This window comes from Pseudomonas agarici, assembly GCF_001543125.1.
GTDB classification, from domain to species: domain Bacteria; phylum Pseudomonadota; class Gammaproteobacteria; order Pseudomonadales; family Pseudomonadaceae; genus Aquipseudomonas; species Aquipseudomonas agarici.
Window position 1 is genome coordinate 224,414 of the sequence record NZ_CP014135.1, and the last position, 13,975, is coordinate 238,388.

At 54.9% G+C, this 13,975-nt stretch carries 28 protein-coding genes; all 28 read left to right on the forward strand.

The genetic code is table 11. From position 1 onward, the window contains the following. The first annotated feature begins 193 nt into the window (after window positions 1–193). The 28 genes from rpsJ (at window position 194) to rplQ (ending at window position 13,899) form a co-directional block, all read left to right on the forward strand. A complete protein-coding gene (gene rpsJ, locus AWM79_RS00995; protein ID WP_003186070.1) occupies window positions 194–505 on the forward strand; it encodes a 30S ribosomal protein S10 in 312 nt (103 codons plus the stop codon). 80 nt (window positions 506–585) lie between these two features. Further along, window positions 586–1,221, forward strand: a complete 636-nt coding sequence (gene rplC, locus AWM79_RS01000; protein ID WP_017129877.1) for a 50S ribosomal protein L3 — start codon at window positions 586–588, stop codon at window positions 1,219–1,221. A gap of 12 nt (window positions 1,222–1,233) precedes the next feature. After that, a complete protein-coding gene (rplD, locus tag AWM79_RS01005) occupies window positions 1,234–1,836 on the forward strand; it encodes a 50S ribosomal protein L4 (RefSeq protein WP_060781948.1) in 603 nt (200 codons plus the stop codon). Next, entirely contained in the window at window positions 1,833–2,132 is a 300-nt protein-coding gene (gene rplW / locus AWM79_RS01010; protein WP_017129879.1) for a 50S ribosomal protein L23, read from the forward strand. The genes rplD and rplW overlap by 4 nt, the downstream gene beginning before the upstream one ends. Window positions 2,133–2,146: 14 nt before the next feature. Beyond that, on the forward strand, window positions 2,147–2,971 hold the full coding sequence (gene rplB, locus AWM79_RS01015; RefSeq protein ID WP_003186055.1) for a 50S ribosomal protein L2: 825 nt from the start codon (window positions 2,147–2,149) through the stop codon (window positions 2,969–2,971). Between the two features lie 16 nt (window positions 2,972–2,987). After that, window positions 2,988–3,263, forward strand: coding sequence for a 30S ribosomal protein S19 (gene rpsS, locus AWM79_RS01020; protein ID WP_002555486.1), 276 nt, complete (start codon window positions 2,988–2,990; stop codon window positions 3,261–3,263). A gap of 13 nt (window positions 3,264–3,276) precedes the next feature. Beyond that, a complete protein-coding gene (gene rplV / locus AWM79_RS01025) occupies window positions 3,277–3,609 on the forward strand; it encodes a 50S ribosomal protein L22 (RefSeq protein WP_003103908.1) in 333 nt (110 codons plus the stop codon). Between the two features lie 13 nt (window positions 3,610–3,622). Continuing rightward, window positions 3,623–4,309 (forward strand): 30S ribosomal protein S3, encoded by a 687-nt coding sequence (gene rpsC / locus AWM79_RS01030; RefSeq protein WP_007924192.1) that lies wholly within the window; start codon window positions 3,623–3,625, stop codon window positions 4,307–4,309. Between the two features lie 12 nt (window positions 4,310–4,321). Beyond that, window positions 4,322–4,735 carry a 50S ribosomal protein L16 gene (rplP, locus tag AWM79_RS01035; protein WP_003228729.1) on the forward strand — a complete coding sequence of 138 codons (414 nt, stop codon included), beginning with the start codon at window positions 4,322–4,324 and terminating at the stop codon, window positions 4,733–4,735. Then, window positions 4,735–4,926, forward strand: a complete 192-nt coding sequence (gene rpmC / locus AWM79_RS01040) for a 50S ribosomal protein L29 (protein ID WP_002555481.1) — start codon at window positions 4,735–4,737, stop codon at window positions 4,924–4,926. Before rplP ends, rpmC begins: the two co-directional genes overlap by 1 nt. A gap of 2 nt (window positions 4,927–4,928) precedes the next feature. Next, window positions 4,929–5,195 (forward strand): 30S ribosomal protein S17, encoded by a 267-nt coding sequence (gene rpsQ / locus AWM79_RS01045; protein ID WP_003176419.1) that lies wholly within the window; start codon window positions 4,929–4,931, stop codon window positions 5,193–5,195. A 23-nt stretch (window positions 5,196–5,218) separates the two neighbouring features. Then, the gene (gene rplN, locus AWM79_RS01050) at window positions 5,219–5,587 is read left to right on the forward strand and encodes a 50S ribosomal protein L14 (protein ID WP_002555479.1); all 369 of its coding nucleotides are present in this window, start codon (window positions 5,219–5,221) and stop codon (window positions 5,585–5,587) included. 11 nt (window positions 5,588–5,598) lie between these two features. Next, window positions 5,599–5,913: a 50S ribosomal protein L24 gene (gene rplX, locus AWM79_RS01055; protein WP_007896770.1), complete on the forward strand. Its 315-nt coding sequence runs from the start codon at window positions 5,599–5,601 to the stop codon at window positions 5,911–5,913. Window positions 5,914–5,933: 20 nt separating this feature from the next. After that, window positions 5,934–6,473: a 50S ribosomal protein L5 gene (gene rplE / locus AWM79_RS01060; protein WP_017129880.1), complete on the forward strand. Its 540-nt coding sequence runs from the start codon at window positions 5,934–5,936 to the stop codon at window positions 6,471–6,473. Between the two features lie 13 nt (window positions 6,474–6,486). After that, window positions 6,487–6,792, forward strand: coding sequence for a 30S ribosomal protein S14 (gene rpsN / locus AWM79_RS01065; RefSeq protein WP_017129881.1), 306 nt, complete (start codon window positions 6,487–6,489; stop codon window positions 6,790–6,792). Window positions 6,793–7,005: 213 nt separating this feature from the next. Then, entirely contained in the window at window positions 7,006–7,398 is a 393-nt protein-coding gene (gene rpsH, locus AWM79_RS01070; protein WP_017129882.1) for a 30S ribosomal protein S8, read from the forward strand. A 12-nt stretch (window positions 7,399–7,410) separates the two neighbouring features. After that, on the forward strand, window positions 7,411–7,944 hold the full coding sequence (gene rplF, locus AWM79_RS01075) for a 50S ribosomal protein L6 (RefSeq protein WP_003176412.1): 534 nt from the start codon (window positions 7,411–7,413) through the stop codon (window positions 7,942–7,944). Between the two features lie 10 nt (window positions 7,945–7,954). Continuing rightward, window positions 7,955–8,305 carry a 50S ribosomal protein L18 gene (gene rplR, locus AWM79_RS01080; RefSeq protein WP_010443919.1) on the forward strand — a complete coding sequence of 117 codons (351 nt, stop codon included), beginning with the start codon at window positions 7,955–7,957 and terminating at the stop codon, window positions 8,303–8,305. 3 nt (window positions 8,306–8,308) lie between these two features. Beyond that, window positions 8,309–8,809: a 30S ribosomal protein S5 gene (gene rpsE, locus AWM79_RS01085; protein ID WP_017129883.1), complete on the forward strand. Its 501-nt coding sequence runs from the start codon at window positions 8,309–8,311 to the stop codon at window positions 8,807–8,809. 2 nt (window positions 8,810–8,811) lie between these two features. Further along, window positions 8,812–8,988: a 50S ribosomal protein L30 gene (gene rpmD / locus AWM79_RS01090; protein ID WP_003176408.1), complete on the forward strand. Its 177-nt coding sequence runs from the start codon at window positions 8,812–8,814 to the stop codon at window positions 8,986–8,988. 3 nt (window positions 8,989–8,991) lie between these two features. After that, on the forward strand, window positions 8,992–9,426 hold the full coding sequence (gene rplO, locus AWM79_RS01095; protein ID WP_007924183.1) for a 50S ribosomal protein L15: 435 nt from the start codon (window positions 8,992–8,994) through the stop codon (window positions 9,424–9,426). Then, a complete protein-coding gene (secY, locus tag AWM79_RS01100; protein WP_017129884.1) occupies window positions 9,427–10,755 on the forward strand; it encodes a preprotein translocase subunit SecY in 1,329 nt (442 codons plus the stop codon). It begins immediately after the preceding gene. A gap of 29 nt (window positions 10,756–10,784) precedes the next feature. Next, on the forward strand, window positions 10,785–10,901 hold the full coding sequence (rpmJ, locus tag AWM79_RS24025; RefSeq protein WP_002555468.1) for a 50S ribosomal protein L36: 117 nt from the start codon (window positions 10,785–10,787) through the stop codon (window positions 10,899–10,901). A gap of 129 nt (window positions 10,902–11,030) precedes the next feature. Beyond that, entirely contained in the window at window positions 11,031–11,387 is a 357-nt protein-coding gene (gene rpsM, locus AWM79_RS01105; RefSeq protein WP_017129885.1) for a 30S ribosomal protein S13, read from the forward strand. Between the two features lie 30 nt (window positions 11,388–11,417). Further along, on the forward strand, window positions 11,418–11,807 hold the full coding sequence (rpsK, locus tag AWM79_RS01110) for a 30S ribosomal protein S11 (RefSeq protein WP_007924177.1): 390 nt from the start codon (window positions 11,418–11,420) through the stop codon (window positions 11,805–11,807). An 18-nt stretch (window positions 11,808–11,825) separates the two neighbouring features. Continuing rightward, window positions 11,826–12,446: a 30S ribosomal protein S4 gene (gene rpsD / locus AWM79_RS01115; protein ID WP_017123253.1), complete on the forward strand. Its 621-nt coding sequence runs from the start codon at window positions 11,826–11,828 to the stop codon at window positions 12,444–12,446. A gap of 22 nt (window positions 12,447–12,468) precedes the next feature. Then, window positions 12,469–13,470 carry a DNA-directed RNA polymerase subunit alpha gene (locus tag AWM79_RS01120; protein WP_017129886.1) on the forward strand — a complete coding sequence of 334 codons (1,002 nt, stop codon included), beginning with the start codon at window positions 12,469–12,471 and terminating at the stop codon, window positions 13,468–13,470. A gap of 42 nt (window positions 13,471–13,512) precedes the next feature. Next, window positions 13,513–13,899 carry a 50S ribosomal protein L17 gene (gene rplQ / locus AWM79_RS01125; protein ID WP_017123254.1) on the forward strand — a complete coding sequence of 129 codons (387 nt, stop codon included), beginning with the start codon at window positions 13,513–13,515 and terminating at the stop codon, window positions 13,897–13,899. Window positions 13,900–13,975 lie beyond the last annotated feature (76 nt).

Genomic DNA, 13,975 nt, shown 5'->3' on the forward strand with positions numbered 1-13,975 from the left:
CCGTCGGCGCTGGCGTCGTAGCCAAAATCATCGAGTAAGCGTCTCATTGAGATAGCTTCGATGCTTTAAAAAACCCCCGCCTAGCGGGGGTTTTTTATTAGGTTGACACCTATATGGCTCGTCTATAGAATTGCGCCTCCTTTTAACGGGCGTATTGCGCTCGGTGGGAATAGCAGCCGGAGTCTGAAATCCAATGCAAAATCAGCAAATCCGTATCAGGTTGAAGGCTTTTGACCATCGCCTGATCGACCAATCCACCCAGGAAATCGTGGAAACCGCGAAACGTACTGGTGCTCAAGTGCGTGGTCCAATTCCACTGCCTACCCGTAAAGAGCGGTTTACCGTCCTGGTCTCCCCGCACGTCAACAAAGACGCGCGTGACCAATACGAGATCCGTACTCATAAGCGTGTACTGGACATCGTCCAGCCAACGGATAAAACCGTCGATGCGCTGATGAAGCTTGATCTTGCGGCAGGTGTGGAAGTGCAGATCAGCCTCGGCTAAGACTCGGTCTTAGTCGTGTAACGCTCTGAAATGGGCGGCCATAGCGGGTGAAAGCCCCGTACACTCATGAGGTTTACAACATGACTATTGGTGTAGTCGGTCGTAAATGCGGTATGACCCGTATTTTCACCGAAGAAGGTGTCTCCATTCCGGTCACGGTCATTGAGATCGAGCCGAATCGCGTCACCCAGTTCAAGACTGAAGAAACTGATGGCTACCGTGCAGTGCAAGTGACTGTCGGCGAGCGTCGTGCTTCGCGTGTTACAGCCGCTCAAGCTGGCCACTTCGCTAAAGCGAACGTTGCCGCTGGTCGTACCGTAACGGAATTCCGCCTTGCAGAAGGCGAATACCAGGCCGGCGATCTGATCAGCACTGAAATCTTCGCTGCTGGCCAACTGGTCGATGTGACCGGTCAGTCCAAAGGTAAAGGCTTCCAGGGTACGATCAAGCGTTGGAATTTCCGCGGGCAAGATAACACCCACGGTAACTCCGTATCCCACCGCGTTCCAGGCTCTATCGGCCAGTGCCAGACTCCTGGTCGTGTATTCAAGGGCAAGAAAATGTCCGGTCATATGGGCGCTGAGCGCGTGACCGTGCAGTCCCTTGAAGTAGTGCGCGTGGACGCTGAACGCAATCTGTTGTTGGTCAAGGGCGCTGTTCCTGGCGCTACTGGCGGCAACCTGGTTGTACGTCCGGCAGCCAAGGCTCGCGGTTAAGGGGAAGCTGACATGCAATTAAATGTAAATGACGCTCAAGCGATCGAAGTTTCCGAACTGACATTTGGCGGCGAATTCAACGAGACGCTGGTTCACCAAGCAGTCGTGGCCTATATGGCCGGCGGCCGTCAAGGTAGCAAGCAGCAAAAGACCCGTTCCGATGTTTCCGGTGGTGGCAAGCGCCCATGGCGTCAGAAAGGTACTGGCCGTGCTCGTGCCGGTACTATTCGTAGCCCAATCTGGCGCGGCGGCGGTACCACTTTCGCAGCGCGTCCTCAGGATCACTCCCAGAAGCTGAACAAGAAGATGTATCGCGCAGCAATGCGTTCCATCCTTGCTGAGCTGGTGCGTACTGAACGTCTGGTGGTTGTTCAGGATTTCGCTGTTGAAACCCCGAAAACCAAAGATCTGCTGAGCAAACTGGCTGACATGAGTCTGACCGACGTTCTGATCGTGTCTGACGCTGTTGATCAGAATCTGTACCTGGCTGCTCGCAACCTGCCACACGTAGATGTCCGCGACGTACAGGGTTCCGATCCAGTTAGTCTGATCGCATACGACAAGGTGTTGATCACCGTGTCGGCCGTGAAGAAATTCGAGGAGCTGCTGGGATGAACCAGGAACGCGTATTTAAAGTTCTGCTTGGCCCGCACGTTTCCGAGAAGGCTACGGTTCTGGCAGACAAAAAAGGTCAGTTCGTTTTCAAGGTTGCTACTGACGCAACCAAGCTGGAAATCAAGAAGGCCGTCGAAAGCCTGTTCAGCGTGAAAGTAGAGCGTGTGACTACCCTGAACGTTCTGGGTAAAAGCAAGCGCACTGCTCGCGGTCTGGGCAAGCGTAATGACTGGAAGAAGGCGATCATCTCCCTTCAGCCAGGCCAAGATCTCGATTTCAGCAGCAGTGCTGAGTAAGGAAGGGGTGCATCATGGCAATCGTTAAATGCAAACCGACTTCCCCTGGCCGCCGTTTTGTGGTCAAGGTGGTCAATCAGGAGCTGCATAAAGGCGCTCCTCACGCACCGCTGCTCGAGAAAAAGTCGAAGTCTGGTGGTCGTAACAACAATGGCCGCATTACCACTCGTCACATCGGTGGTGGTCATAAGCAGCATTATCGTCTGGTCGACTTCCGTCGTAACGACAAAGATGGCATCGCTGCCACTGTCGAACGTATCGAATACGATCCAAACCGTACTGCTCACATCGCACTGCTGCTGTACGCAGACGGCGAGCGCCGCTACATCATCGCCCCTAAGGGGGTGAGTGCCGGCGACCAGTTGATCGCAGGGGCCCTGGCGCCGATCAAGCCGGGTAACGCTTTGCAGCTGCGTAACATTCCAGTTGGTAGCACCGTACACGGCATCGAATTGAAGCCAGGTAAAGGCGCGCAAATCGCTCGTTCCGCTGGTGCTTCGGCTCAGCTGATCGCTCGTGAAGGCGTGTACGTTACCCTGCGTCTGCGTTCCGGTGAAATGCGTAAAGTCCTGGCTGAATGCCGTGCGACCCTGGGCGAAGTCTCGAACTCCGAGCACAGCCTGCGTTCGCTGGGTAAAGCAGGTGCCAAACGCTGGCGTGGCGTTCGCCCAACCGTTCGTGGTGTTGCCATGAACCCGGTTGACCACCCACATGGTGGTGGTGAAGGTCGTACCTCTGGTGGTCGTCATCCGGTATCGCCGTGGGGCTTCCCGACTAAGGGCGCGAAGACTCGTGGTAATAAGCGTACCGACAAAATGATCGTCCGTCGTCGCAAGTAAATAGAGGGATACGACAGTGCCACGTTCTCTGAAAAAAGGTCCTTTTATTGATCTTCACCTACTGAAGAAGATCGAAGTGGCGGCGGAAAAGAACGATCGCAAACCAGTTAAGACCTGGTCGCGCCGTTCCATGATCCTGCCACAAATGGTCGGTCTGACCATCGCTGTACATAACGGTCGTCAACATGTCCCAGTTCTCGTGAACGAAGACATGGTCGGTCACAAACTAGGCGAGTTTGCCGGTACCCGCACTTATCGTGGGCACGTGGCAGACAAGAAAGCCAAGCGTTAAGGGGTAAGGAACGATGGAAGTAGCCGCTAAGTTGTCGGGCGCTCGAATCTCCGCCCAGAAAGCCCGCTTGGTCGCCGACCAGATCCGCGGGAAGAAGGTGGGCGAAGCGCTCAACCTGTTGGCTTTTAGCAGTAAGAAAGCCGCCGAGATCATGAAAAAAGTGCTGGAGTCGGCCGTAGCCAACGCCGAGCATAACGAAGGCGCAGACGTTGATGACCTGAAAGTCAGCACCGTTTTCGTCAACGAAGGGCGTTCGCTGAAGCGCATCATGCCGCGTGCCAAAGGCCGTGCTGATCGCATCGTCAAGCGGTCTTGCCATATCACTGTCAAGGTTGCTGACAAGTAACGGAGTCGAAGAGATGGGTCAGAAAGTACATCCCATTGGCATTCGCCTGGGAATCGTCAAGGAGCACACCTCCGTCTGGTACGCAGACGGTCGGACTTATGCGGACTATTTGCTCGCAGATCTGAATGTGCGTGAGTACCTCCAAGACAAACTAAAAAGCGCGTCCGTAAGCCGTATCGATATCCATCGTCCGGCTCAAACTGCACGCATCACCATCCACACCGCTCGTCCAGGTATCGTTATCGGGAAGAAAGGTGAAGATGTTGAGAAACTGCGTCAGGACCTGACCAAGCAAATGGGTGTGCCTGTGCACATCAATATCGAAGAGATCCGTAAACCGGAGCTCGACGGTATGCTGGTTGCGCAGAGCGTGGCTCAGCAGCTGGAGCGTCGTGTAATGTTCCGTCGCGCTATGAAGCGTGCCGTACAGAACGCAATGCGCATTGGTGCCAAAGGCATCAAAATCCAAGTGAGCGGTCGTCTCGGCGGTGCTGAAATCGCACGTACTGAATGGTATCGCGAAGGTCGTGTGCCACTGCACACCCTGCGTGCCGATATCGACTATGCCACCTACGAAGCTCACACCACTTACGGTGTGATCGGTGTGAAGGTTTGGATCTTCAAAGGCGAAGTAATTGGTGGTCGCCAAGAAGAGCTGAAGCCACAAGCACCAGCGCCTCGTAAAAAAGCTGCTAAGTAAGGGGTACGCCAAATGTTGCAACCAAAGCGTACGAAGTTCCGCAAGCAGATGACCGGCCACAACCGTGGTCTGGCGCTGCGCGGTAGCAAGGTCAGCTTCGGCGAGTTCGCGCTGAAGTCTGTTGCTCGCGGTCGTCTCACCGCTCGCCAGATCGAATCGGCACGTCGTGCCCTGACTCGTCACGTAAAACGTGGCGGTAAGATCTGGATCCGTGTATTCCCGGACAAGCCTATTTCCAAGAAGCCACTCGAAGTTCGGATGGGTAAAGGTAAGGGTAACGTGGAGTACTGGGTAGCCCAGATTCAGCCAGGCAAAGTCCTGTATGAAATCGAAGGCGTTTCTGAAGAGCTGGCGCGTGAGGCTTTCGCCCTGGCTGCTGCAAAGCTGCCGCTCGCCACCTCCTTTGTTAAACGGACGGTGATGTGATGAAAGCGAACGAACTTCGTGAAAAATCCGCACAGCAGCTGAACGAGCAACTGCTCGGCCTGCTGCGCGACCAGTTCAATCTGCGCATGCAGAAAGCAACTGGCCAGTTGGGGCAGTCTCATCTGCTCTCGCAAGTTAAGCGTGACATCGCTCGCGTGAAGACTGTGCTCAACCAGCAGGCAGGTAAGTGATCATGGCTGAAGCCGAAAAGACTGTCCGTACGCTGACTGGCCGTGTTGTCAGCGACAAGATGGACAAAACCATCACCGTTCTGATCGAGCGTCGCGTCAAGCACCCGATCTACGGTAAATACGTTAAGCGTTCGACTAAGCTGCACGCACACGACGAAACCAATCAGTGCCATATCGGCGACAAAGTCACTATTCGTGAAACTCGTCCGCTGGCCAAGACCAAATCTTGGGCACTGGTTGATGTTCTCGAACGCGCTGTGGAAGTCTAAGGGCTAGGGGTCGGAGAAATTATATGATTCAGACTCAATCCATGCTCGATGTGGCCGATAACAGCGGCGCTCGCCGCGTTATGTGCATCAAGGTGCTGGGTGGCTCCCATCGTCGTTACGCGGGTATCGGTGACATCATCAAAGTGACCGTCAAGGAAGCCATTCCTCGCGGTAAGGTAAAGAAAGGCCAGGTGATGACTGCTGTCGTAGTCCGCACCCGTCACGGCGTGCGTCGTGCTGATGGCTCCATTATCCGCTTTGATGGCAACGCTGCTGTTCTGTTGAACAACAAGCAAGAGCCGATCGGCACCCGTATCTTTGGGCCAGTGACCCGTGAACTTCGTACCGAGAAGTTCATGAAGATCGTCTCGCTCGCCCCAGAAGTGCTGTAAGGAGATCCGACATGCAAAAGATTCGTCGTGACGACGAGATCATCGTGATCGCCGGCAAAGACAAAGGTAAGCGCGGTAAGGTGCTTAAGGTTCTCGCTGACGACCGTCTGGTCGTCGGTGGCTTGAACCTGGTCAAGCGTCATACCAAGCCTAACCCGATGTCGGGCGTACAAGGCGGTATCGTCGAAAAAGAAGCGCCACTGCACGCTTCCAACGTCGCCATTTTCAACGGCGAAACCAATAAAGCTGATCGCGTTGGTTTCAAAGTAGAAGACGGCAAAAAAATTCGTGTCTTCAAGTCGACCCAAAAAGCGGTTGATGCTTGAACACTGCTAGGTAGAAGACCATGGCACGACTGAAAGAGATTTATCGGAAGGAAATCGCTCCCAAGCTTAAGGAAGAACTTAAGCTGGTGAACGTGATGGAAGTTCCGCGCATTACCAAGATCACCCTGAACATGGGTTTGGGCGAAGCGATCGGTGACAAAAAAGTCATCGAGCACGCTGTGGCTGACTTGGAAAAGATCACCGGCCAGAAAGTCGTCGTGACTCACGCTCGCAAATCCATCGCTGGCTTCAAGGTCCGCGAAGGTTGGCCGATCGGCGTCAAAGTGACTCTGCGTCGCGATCGTATGTACGAGTTCCTGGATCGTCTGCTGTCGATCTCCCTGCCTCGGGTTCGCGACTTCCGCGGCCTGAATGCCAAGTCCTTCGATGGTCGTGGCAACTACAGCATGGGCGTGAAAGAGCAGATCATTTTCCCGGAAATCGATTACGACAAGATCGATGCTCTGCGCGGTCTGGACATTACCCTGACCACCACTGCCAAATCGGATGAAGAAGGTCGCGCATTGCTGCGTGCTTTCAAATTCCCGTTCCGCAACTGATTGGAGTAGGAAAATGGCCAAGAAGAGCATGAAAAACCGTGAGCTGAAGCGTCAGCTCACCGTCGCCAAGTACGCCGTCAAGCGTGCAGCGCTCAAAGCAATCATCGTCGATCTGAACGCAAGTCCAGAAGCGCGTTGGGAAGCCTCCATAGCCCTGCAGAAGCAGCCACGTGACGCCAGTGCCTCGCGCATGCGTAACCGCTGCCGTATCACCGGTCGTCCGCACGGCGTTTACCGCAAGTTCGGTCTCGGCCGTAACAAGCTGCGTGAAGCCGCGATGCGTGGTGACGTACCAGGTCTGGTCAAGGCCAGCTGGTAAGTCGTACTGCCCAAGTCGTCGCGGTCGGAATCGTAAGAACCCGACCGTTGGTGAGTTTGAGTATGAATCAAGCCCCTTTTGGGGCTTGATTCATTTCTGGGGTGTGTCTAGAATGACCGGCTCGCCTGAGCCCGCGCTTTTTTGCGCGCGGAGTACCTCGGCGACAGTTGCAGCCGCAAGGCTCATTTTTTTTGTATCAGGAGCATCTAGCCCATGAGTATGCAGGACCCGTTAGCGGACATGCTAACTCGAATCCGTAATGCCCAGATGGCTGAAAAGTCCGTCGTAAGCATGCCGTCTTCTACGCTGAAGGTGGCTGTAGCAAAAGTCCTGAAGGACGAAGGTTACATCGCGGGTTTTCAGATCACCGCCGACGCCAAGCCGTCGTTGTCCATTGAGCTGAAGTACTTCGAAGGCCGTCCGGTCATCGAGGAAGTGAAGCGCGTTAGCCGTCCAGGCCTGCGTCAGTACAAGTCCGTCGAAGACCTGCCGAAAGTTCGTGGCGGCCTGGGCGTGTCTATCGTCTCCACCAACAAGGGTGTGATGACTGATCGTGCTGCGCGCGCCGCCGGTGTCGGCGGCGAAGTTCTTTGCACTGTGTTCTAAGGGGGGATAAGCATGTCTCGCGTCGCTAAGAACCCCGTTAAGCTGCCAGCTGGTGTCGAAGTAAAATTCGCCGGCCAACAGCTTTCGGTGAAGGGTGCCAAGGGCACTCTCGAACTGAACATCCATTCGTCCGTTGAGATTGTCGAAGAAGCTGGTGAGCTGCGTTTCGCTGCTCGCAATGGCGATCAACAAACTCGCGCAATGGCTGGTACCACTCGTGCGTTGGTAAACAACATGGTCCAAGGCGTAAGCCAAGGCTTCGAGCGCAAGCTCCAGCTGGTTGGTGTTGGTTACAAGGCGCAAGCAAAAGGCACGGTGCTGAACCTGGCTCTTGGCTTCTCGCACCCAGTGGATTACGAACTGCCGGAAGGCATCACCGCTGAGACTCCTAGCCAGACCGATATCCTGATCAAGGGCATCGACAAGCAGCTGGTAGGTCAAGTGGCCGCCGAGATCCGCGACTTCCGTCCACCAGAGCCGTACAAAGGCAAAGGTGTGCGCTACGCGGACGAAGTCGTCCGTCGTAAAGAAGCCAAGAAGAAGTAGGGCATAGCAAATGACCGACAAAAAAGTTACTCGACTGCGTCGCGCTCGCAAAGCACGCCTGAAAATGCACGAACTCGAAGTCGTGCGTCTCTGCGTGTTCCGCTCTTCGCAGCACATCTACGCCCAGGTCATTTCGGCCGACGGCAACAAAGTCCTGGCAAGTGCTTCGACTTTGGATAAAGAACTGCGTGATGGTGCCACTGGCAACATCGACGCGGCCACTAAGGTTGGCCAGCTGGTCGCTTCGCGTGCTAAAGCCGCAGGTGTCTCGCAGGTGGCTTTCGACCGCTCTGGCTTCAAGTACCATGGTCGCGTCAAGGCGCTGGCTGATGCTGCTCGTGAAGCTGGGCTGGAGTTCTAAGTTATGTCAAATAACGACCAAAAGCGCGACGAAGGCTACATCGAGAAGCTGGTTCAAGTTAACCGCGTAGCCAAAACCGTTAAAGGTGGCCGTATCTTCACTTTCACCGCGTTGACCGTGGTGGGTGATGGTAAGGGCCGTGTGGGCTTCGGCCGTGGCAAGTCGCGTGAAGTGCCTGCTGCGATCCAGAAGGCTATGGAGGCTGCTCGCCGCAACATGATCCAAGTGGATCTGAACGGCACCACGTTGCAGTACGCCATGAAGTCCGCCCACGGCGCTTCCAAGGTTTACATGCAGCCTGCTTCTGAAGGTACCGGTATCATCGCTGGCGGCGCTATGCGTGCTGTCCTCGAAGTAGCCGGTGTTCAGAACGTCCTGGCCAAGTGCTACGGTTCGACCAACCCGGTAAACGTGGTTCATGCCACTTTCAAGGGTTTGAAAACCATGCAGTCCCCTGAGTCCATTGCTGCCAAACGCGGCAAAACTACAGTGGAGATCCTGTGATCATGGCAACCGTAAAAGTAACGCTGATCAAAAGCATGACCGGTCGTATCCCTAACCACAAATTGTGCGTTAAGGGTTTGGGGCTGCGTCGCATCGGTCACACTGTAGAAGTCCAGGATACTCCCGAGAATCGCGGGATGATCAACAAGGCTTACTACATGCTGCGTGTCGAGGGTTAATCGATGAAACTCAATGATCTGAGTCCAGCGCCGGGTTCCCGTCGCGAAAAGCATCGTCCGGGCCGTGGTATCGGTAGCGGTTTGGGTAAGACAGGTGGCCGTGGTCACAAAGGTCAGACCTCTCGCTCCGGTGGCACCATCGCTCCAGGCTTTGAAGGCGGTCAACAGCCGCTGCATCGTCGCCTGCCGAAATTCGGTTTCGTGTCCCTGAAGGCCATGGATCGCGCAGAAGTGCGTCTGTCCGAGTTGGCCAAGGTGGAAGGCGACATCGTGACCGTGCAGTCCCTGAAAGATGCCAACGTGATCAACCAGAACGTACAGCGTGTGAAAATCATGCTGTCGGGCGAAGTGACTCGCGCTGTAACTATCAAGGGTATCGCCGCCACCAAAGGTGCGCGTGCGGCTATCGAAGCAGCTGGCGGCAAGTTCGAGGAATAAATGGCTAAGCAAGGTGCTCTCTCAGCGCTCAGCAAAGGCGGGTTATCCGAGCTCTGGGCTCGACTGCGTTTTCTATTCCTGGCGATTATCGTCTACCGGATAGGCGCACACATCCCAGTTCCAGGTATCAACCCGGACCGGCTGGCGGACCTGTTTCGACAGAATGAGGGGACCATTCTTAGCTTGTTCAACATGTTTTCCGGCGGCGCGCTGGAGCGGATGAGTATCTTTGCATTGGGGATCATGCCGTACATTTCGGCATCGATCATCATGCAGCTGATGACCGCCGTCAGTCCGCAGTTGGAGCAGTTGAAGAAGGAAGGTGAGGCTGGTCGTCGCAAGATCAGCCAATACACCCGCTATGGCACCGTTGTCCTAGCCCTTGTCCAGGCCATTGGCATGTCCATTGGTCTGGCTGGTCAGGGCGTCTCTTTTACTAATGACTTCGGCTTCCATTTCGTCGCGGTGTCCACATTCGTGGCTGGCGCGATGTTCATGATGTGGCTGGGTGAGCAGATTACAGAGCGCGGTGTGGGTAACGGTATCTCGATGTTGATTTTTTCGGGTATCGTTGCCGGTCTTCCGAGAGCGATCGGGCAGTCCTTCGAGTCTGCACGTCAGGGGGATATCAACATCTTCGCCCTGGTTGCCATCGGTTTGCTGGCGGTGGCGATCATCGGTTTCGTGGTGTTCATTGAGCGTGGCCAGCGTCGTATTGCTGTTCACTACGCCAAGCGTCAGCAGGGCCGTAAGGTTTTCGCTGCGCAGACAAGCCACTTGCCGCTGAAAGTGAATATGGCCGGTGTAATTCCTGCTATCTTCGCGAGCAGCATTTTGCTGTTCCCGGCTTCGTTGGGTGCCTGGTTCGGTCAGTCTGAAGGTATGGGCTGGTTACAGGACATCTCGCAGTCGATCGCTCCTGGTCAGCCGTTGAATATTCTGCTGTTTAGTGCAGGGATTATTTTCTTCTGCTTCTTCTATACGGCGTTGATGTTCAATCCGAAAGACGTAGCGGAAAACCTGAAGAAGTCCGGTGCCTTTATTCCGGGCATTCGTCCAGGCGAGCAGTCGGCGCGCTACATTGATGGCGTTCTGACCCGTTTGACCATGTTCGGTGCTCTTTATATGACGGCCGTGTGCTTGCTGCCCCAGTTCCTGGTGGTTGCGGCAAACGTTCCGTTCTACCTTGGCGGGACCTCGTTGCTGATCGTGGTCGTGGTTGTGATGGACTTTATGTCCCAAGTGCAATCGCACCTCGTTTCGCACCAGTATGAATCCCTGATGAAGAAAGCCAACCTGAAGGGCTACGGCAGCGGCATGCTGCGCTGAAGTACCCCATAAGGTTCGAGGAGTTGGTGATGAAAGTTCGTGCATCGGTGAAAAAGCTGTGCCGTAACTGCAAGATTATTCGCCGCGAAGGTGTTGTTCGAGTAATTTGCAGCGCGGAACCGCGTCACAAACAGCGCCAAGGCTGAGTGTGATCCGCTTGAAGCCCAGCAGCTAGTGCGCTGCTGGGTTGATTATTTGTTATTACAGCGATATTATCTCGCGCCCTATTTCTTGGCTTCCGGGGCGTAGGTAGCTGTCAATTGGAGTCCCACTGAATGGCCCGTATTGCAGGCGTTAACATTCCAGATAACAAGCACACTGTTATCTCGCTGACCTACATCTATGGTGTTGGTCGCACTACTGCGCAGAAAATTTGCGCAGTGACTGGGGTCAACCCAGCCGCAAAGATCAAGGATCTGAGCGACGAGCAGATTGAACAGCTGCGTGGCGAAGTGGCGAAGTTCACCACTGAAGGTGACCTGCGTCGCGAAGTCAACATGAAAATCAAACGCTTGATGGACCTGGGCTGCTATCGCGGTCTGCGCCATCGTCGTGGTCTGCCAGTACGCGGTCAGCGTACCAAGACCAACGCGCGTACTCGCAAAGGTCCGCGTAAGCCGATCCGCAAGTAATCGCACCAGCGAATCGACAGGAATCTAGTCATGGCAAAACCTGCTGCTCGTCCTCGTAAGAAAATTAAAAAGACAGTGGTTGATGGCATCGCCCACATCCACGCGTCTTTCAACAACACCATCGTGACCATCACCGACCGTCAAGGTAACGCTCTTTCCTGGGCTACCTCCGGTGGTTCGGGTTTCCGCGGTTCCCGCAAGTCCACCCCGTTTGCTGCTCAAGTAGCTGCTGAGCGTGCTGGTCAAGCTGCGCTGGAATACGGCCTGAAAAACCTCGACGTCAATGTCAAGGGTCCAGGTCCAGGTCGTGAGTCCGCTGTCCGTGCATTGAACGGCTGTGGCTATAAGATCGCCAGCATCACCGACGTGACGCCAATCCCGCATAACGGGTGCCGTCCGCCGAAGAAGCGCCGCGTGTAATCCAGGAGATTGTAAAGAATGGCTCGTTACATTGGTCCAAAATGCAAACTGGCTCGTCGCGAAGGCACCGATCTCTTTCTGAAGAGCGGCGTGCGCGCTATCGAATCCAAGTGCAACATCGAAGCAGCACCTGGCATCCACGGCCAGCGCCGCGGTCGCCAATCCGACTACGGCACCCAGCTGCGTGAAAAGCAGAAGGTCCGTCGTATTTATGGCGTTCTTGAGCGTCAGTTCAGCGGCTACTACAAAGAAGCCGCCGGCCGTAAAGGCGCAACGGGTGAAAACCTGCTGCAGCTGCTCGAATGCCGTCTGGACAACGTCGTATACCGTATGGGCTTTGGTTCGACTCGTGCCGAATCCCGTCAACTGGTATCGCACAAGTCGATCAGCGTTAACGGCAAAACCGTAAACGTCCCGTCCTACCAGGTTCGTGCTGGTGACGTGGTGGCTATTCGTGAGAAAGCTAAGAATCAACTGCGTATTGTCCAGGCTCTCGATCTGTGTGCCCAGCGTGGCCGCGTAGAATGGGTAGAAGTGGACACTGAGAAGAAGTCGGGCGTTTTCAAGAACGTTCCTGCTCGTAGTGACCTCTCCGCCGACATCAACGAAAGCCTGATTGTCGAGCTCTACTCCAAGTAAGGGCTAGAAAATAGGTGCATCCATGCAGATTTCGGTAAATGAGTTCCTGACACCCCGTCACATTGATGTGCAGGTTGTCAGTCCAACCCGCGCTAAGATTACCCTCGAGCCTCTCGAGCGTGGTTTTGGCCACACCCTGGGCAACGCGCTGCGCCGCATTCTGTTGTCCTCAATGCCTGGCTGTGCAGTAGTCGAGGCCGAGATTGACGGTGTGCTCCATGAGTACAGCGCCATCGAAGGTGTACAGGAAGATGTCATTGAAATCCTGTTGAACCTTAAAGGTCTGGCTATCAAGCTGCACGGTCGTGACGAAGTTACGCTGACCTTGTCGAAGAAGGGTTCGGGGGTGGTTACCGCTGCCGATATTCAGCTGGATCATGATGTCGAGATCGTTAACCCCGATCACGTAATCGCCAACCTGGCGTCTAACGGCGCCTTGAACATGAGGCTCACCGTAGCTCGTGGTCGTGGTTATGAACCAGCAGACTCGCGTCAGAGCGATGAAGACGAAAGCCGCAGCATTGGTCGCTTGCAGCTTGACTCTTCGTTCAGCCCGGTTCGCCGTATCGCCTACGTGGTGGAAAACGCCCGTGTCGAGCAGCGCACCAACCTGGACAAACTGGTTATTGATCTGGAAACCAACGGTACCCTGGACCCTGAAGAGGCTATCCGGCGCGCTGCAACCATCCTGCAACAGCAGTTGGCTGCGTTCGTCGACCTCAAGGGTGACAGTGAGCCAGTGGTTATCGAGCAGGAAGACGAGATCGATCCGATCCTGCTTCGCCCGGTTGACGATCTGGAACTGACTGTACGTTCGGCTAACTGCCTTAAGGCGGAAAACATCTACTACATCGGCGACCTGATTCAGCGTACCGAAGTAGAGCTGTTGAAGACTCCGAACCTGGGCAAGAAATCCTTGACTGAAATCAAGGACGTTCTGGCCTCCCGCGGTCTGTCCCTCGGCATGCGCCTCGACAACTGGCCGCCTGCAAGTCTTAAGAAGGACGACAAGGCGACTGCCTGATCGTCGTAATCACCGAACGTAATGTTTGGTAAGGAATGAACCATGCGTCATCGTAAAAGTGGTCGTCACCTGAGCCGTACCAGCTCGCACCGCAAGGCCATGTTTCAAAACATGGCGGTGTCGCTGTTCGAGCACGAGCTGATCAAAACGACTCTGCCAAAAGCCAAAGAATTGCGCCGCGTAGCCGAGCCGCTGATCACTCTGGCCAAGGTAGACAGCTTGGCAAACCGCCGTCTGGCTTTTGATCGTACTCGTTCGAAAGCTATCGTTGGTAAGCTCTTCAATGATCTGGGCAAGCGTTACGCTACCCGTGAGGGTGGCTATCTGCGCATCCTCAAGTGCGGTTTCCGTGCTGGCGACAATGCGCCTATGGCTTACGTCGAATTGGTTGATCGTGCTACTGCCGGCGAAGCCGTATCTGCCGAGTAAAACGTCAGTCTGAAACGAAGAACCGGGCCTAGTGCCCGGTTTTTTGTGTTCGCTATCAAGATTTTGATTTTTAATA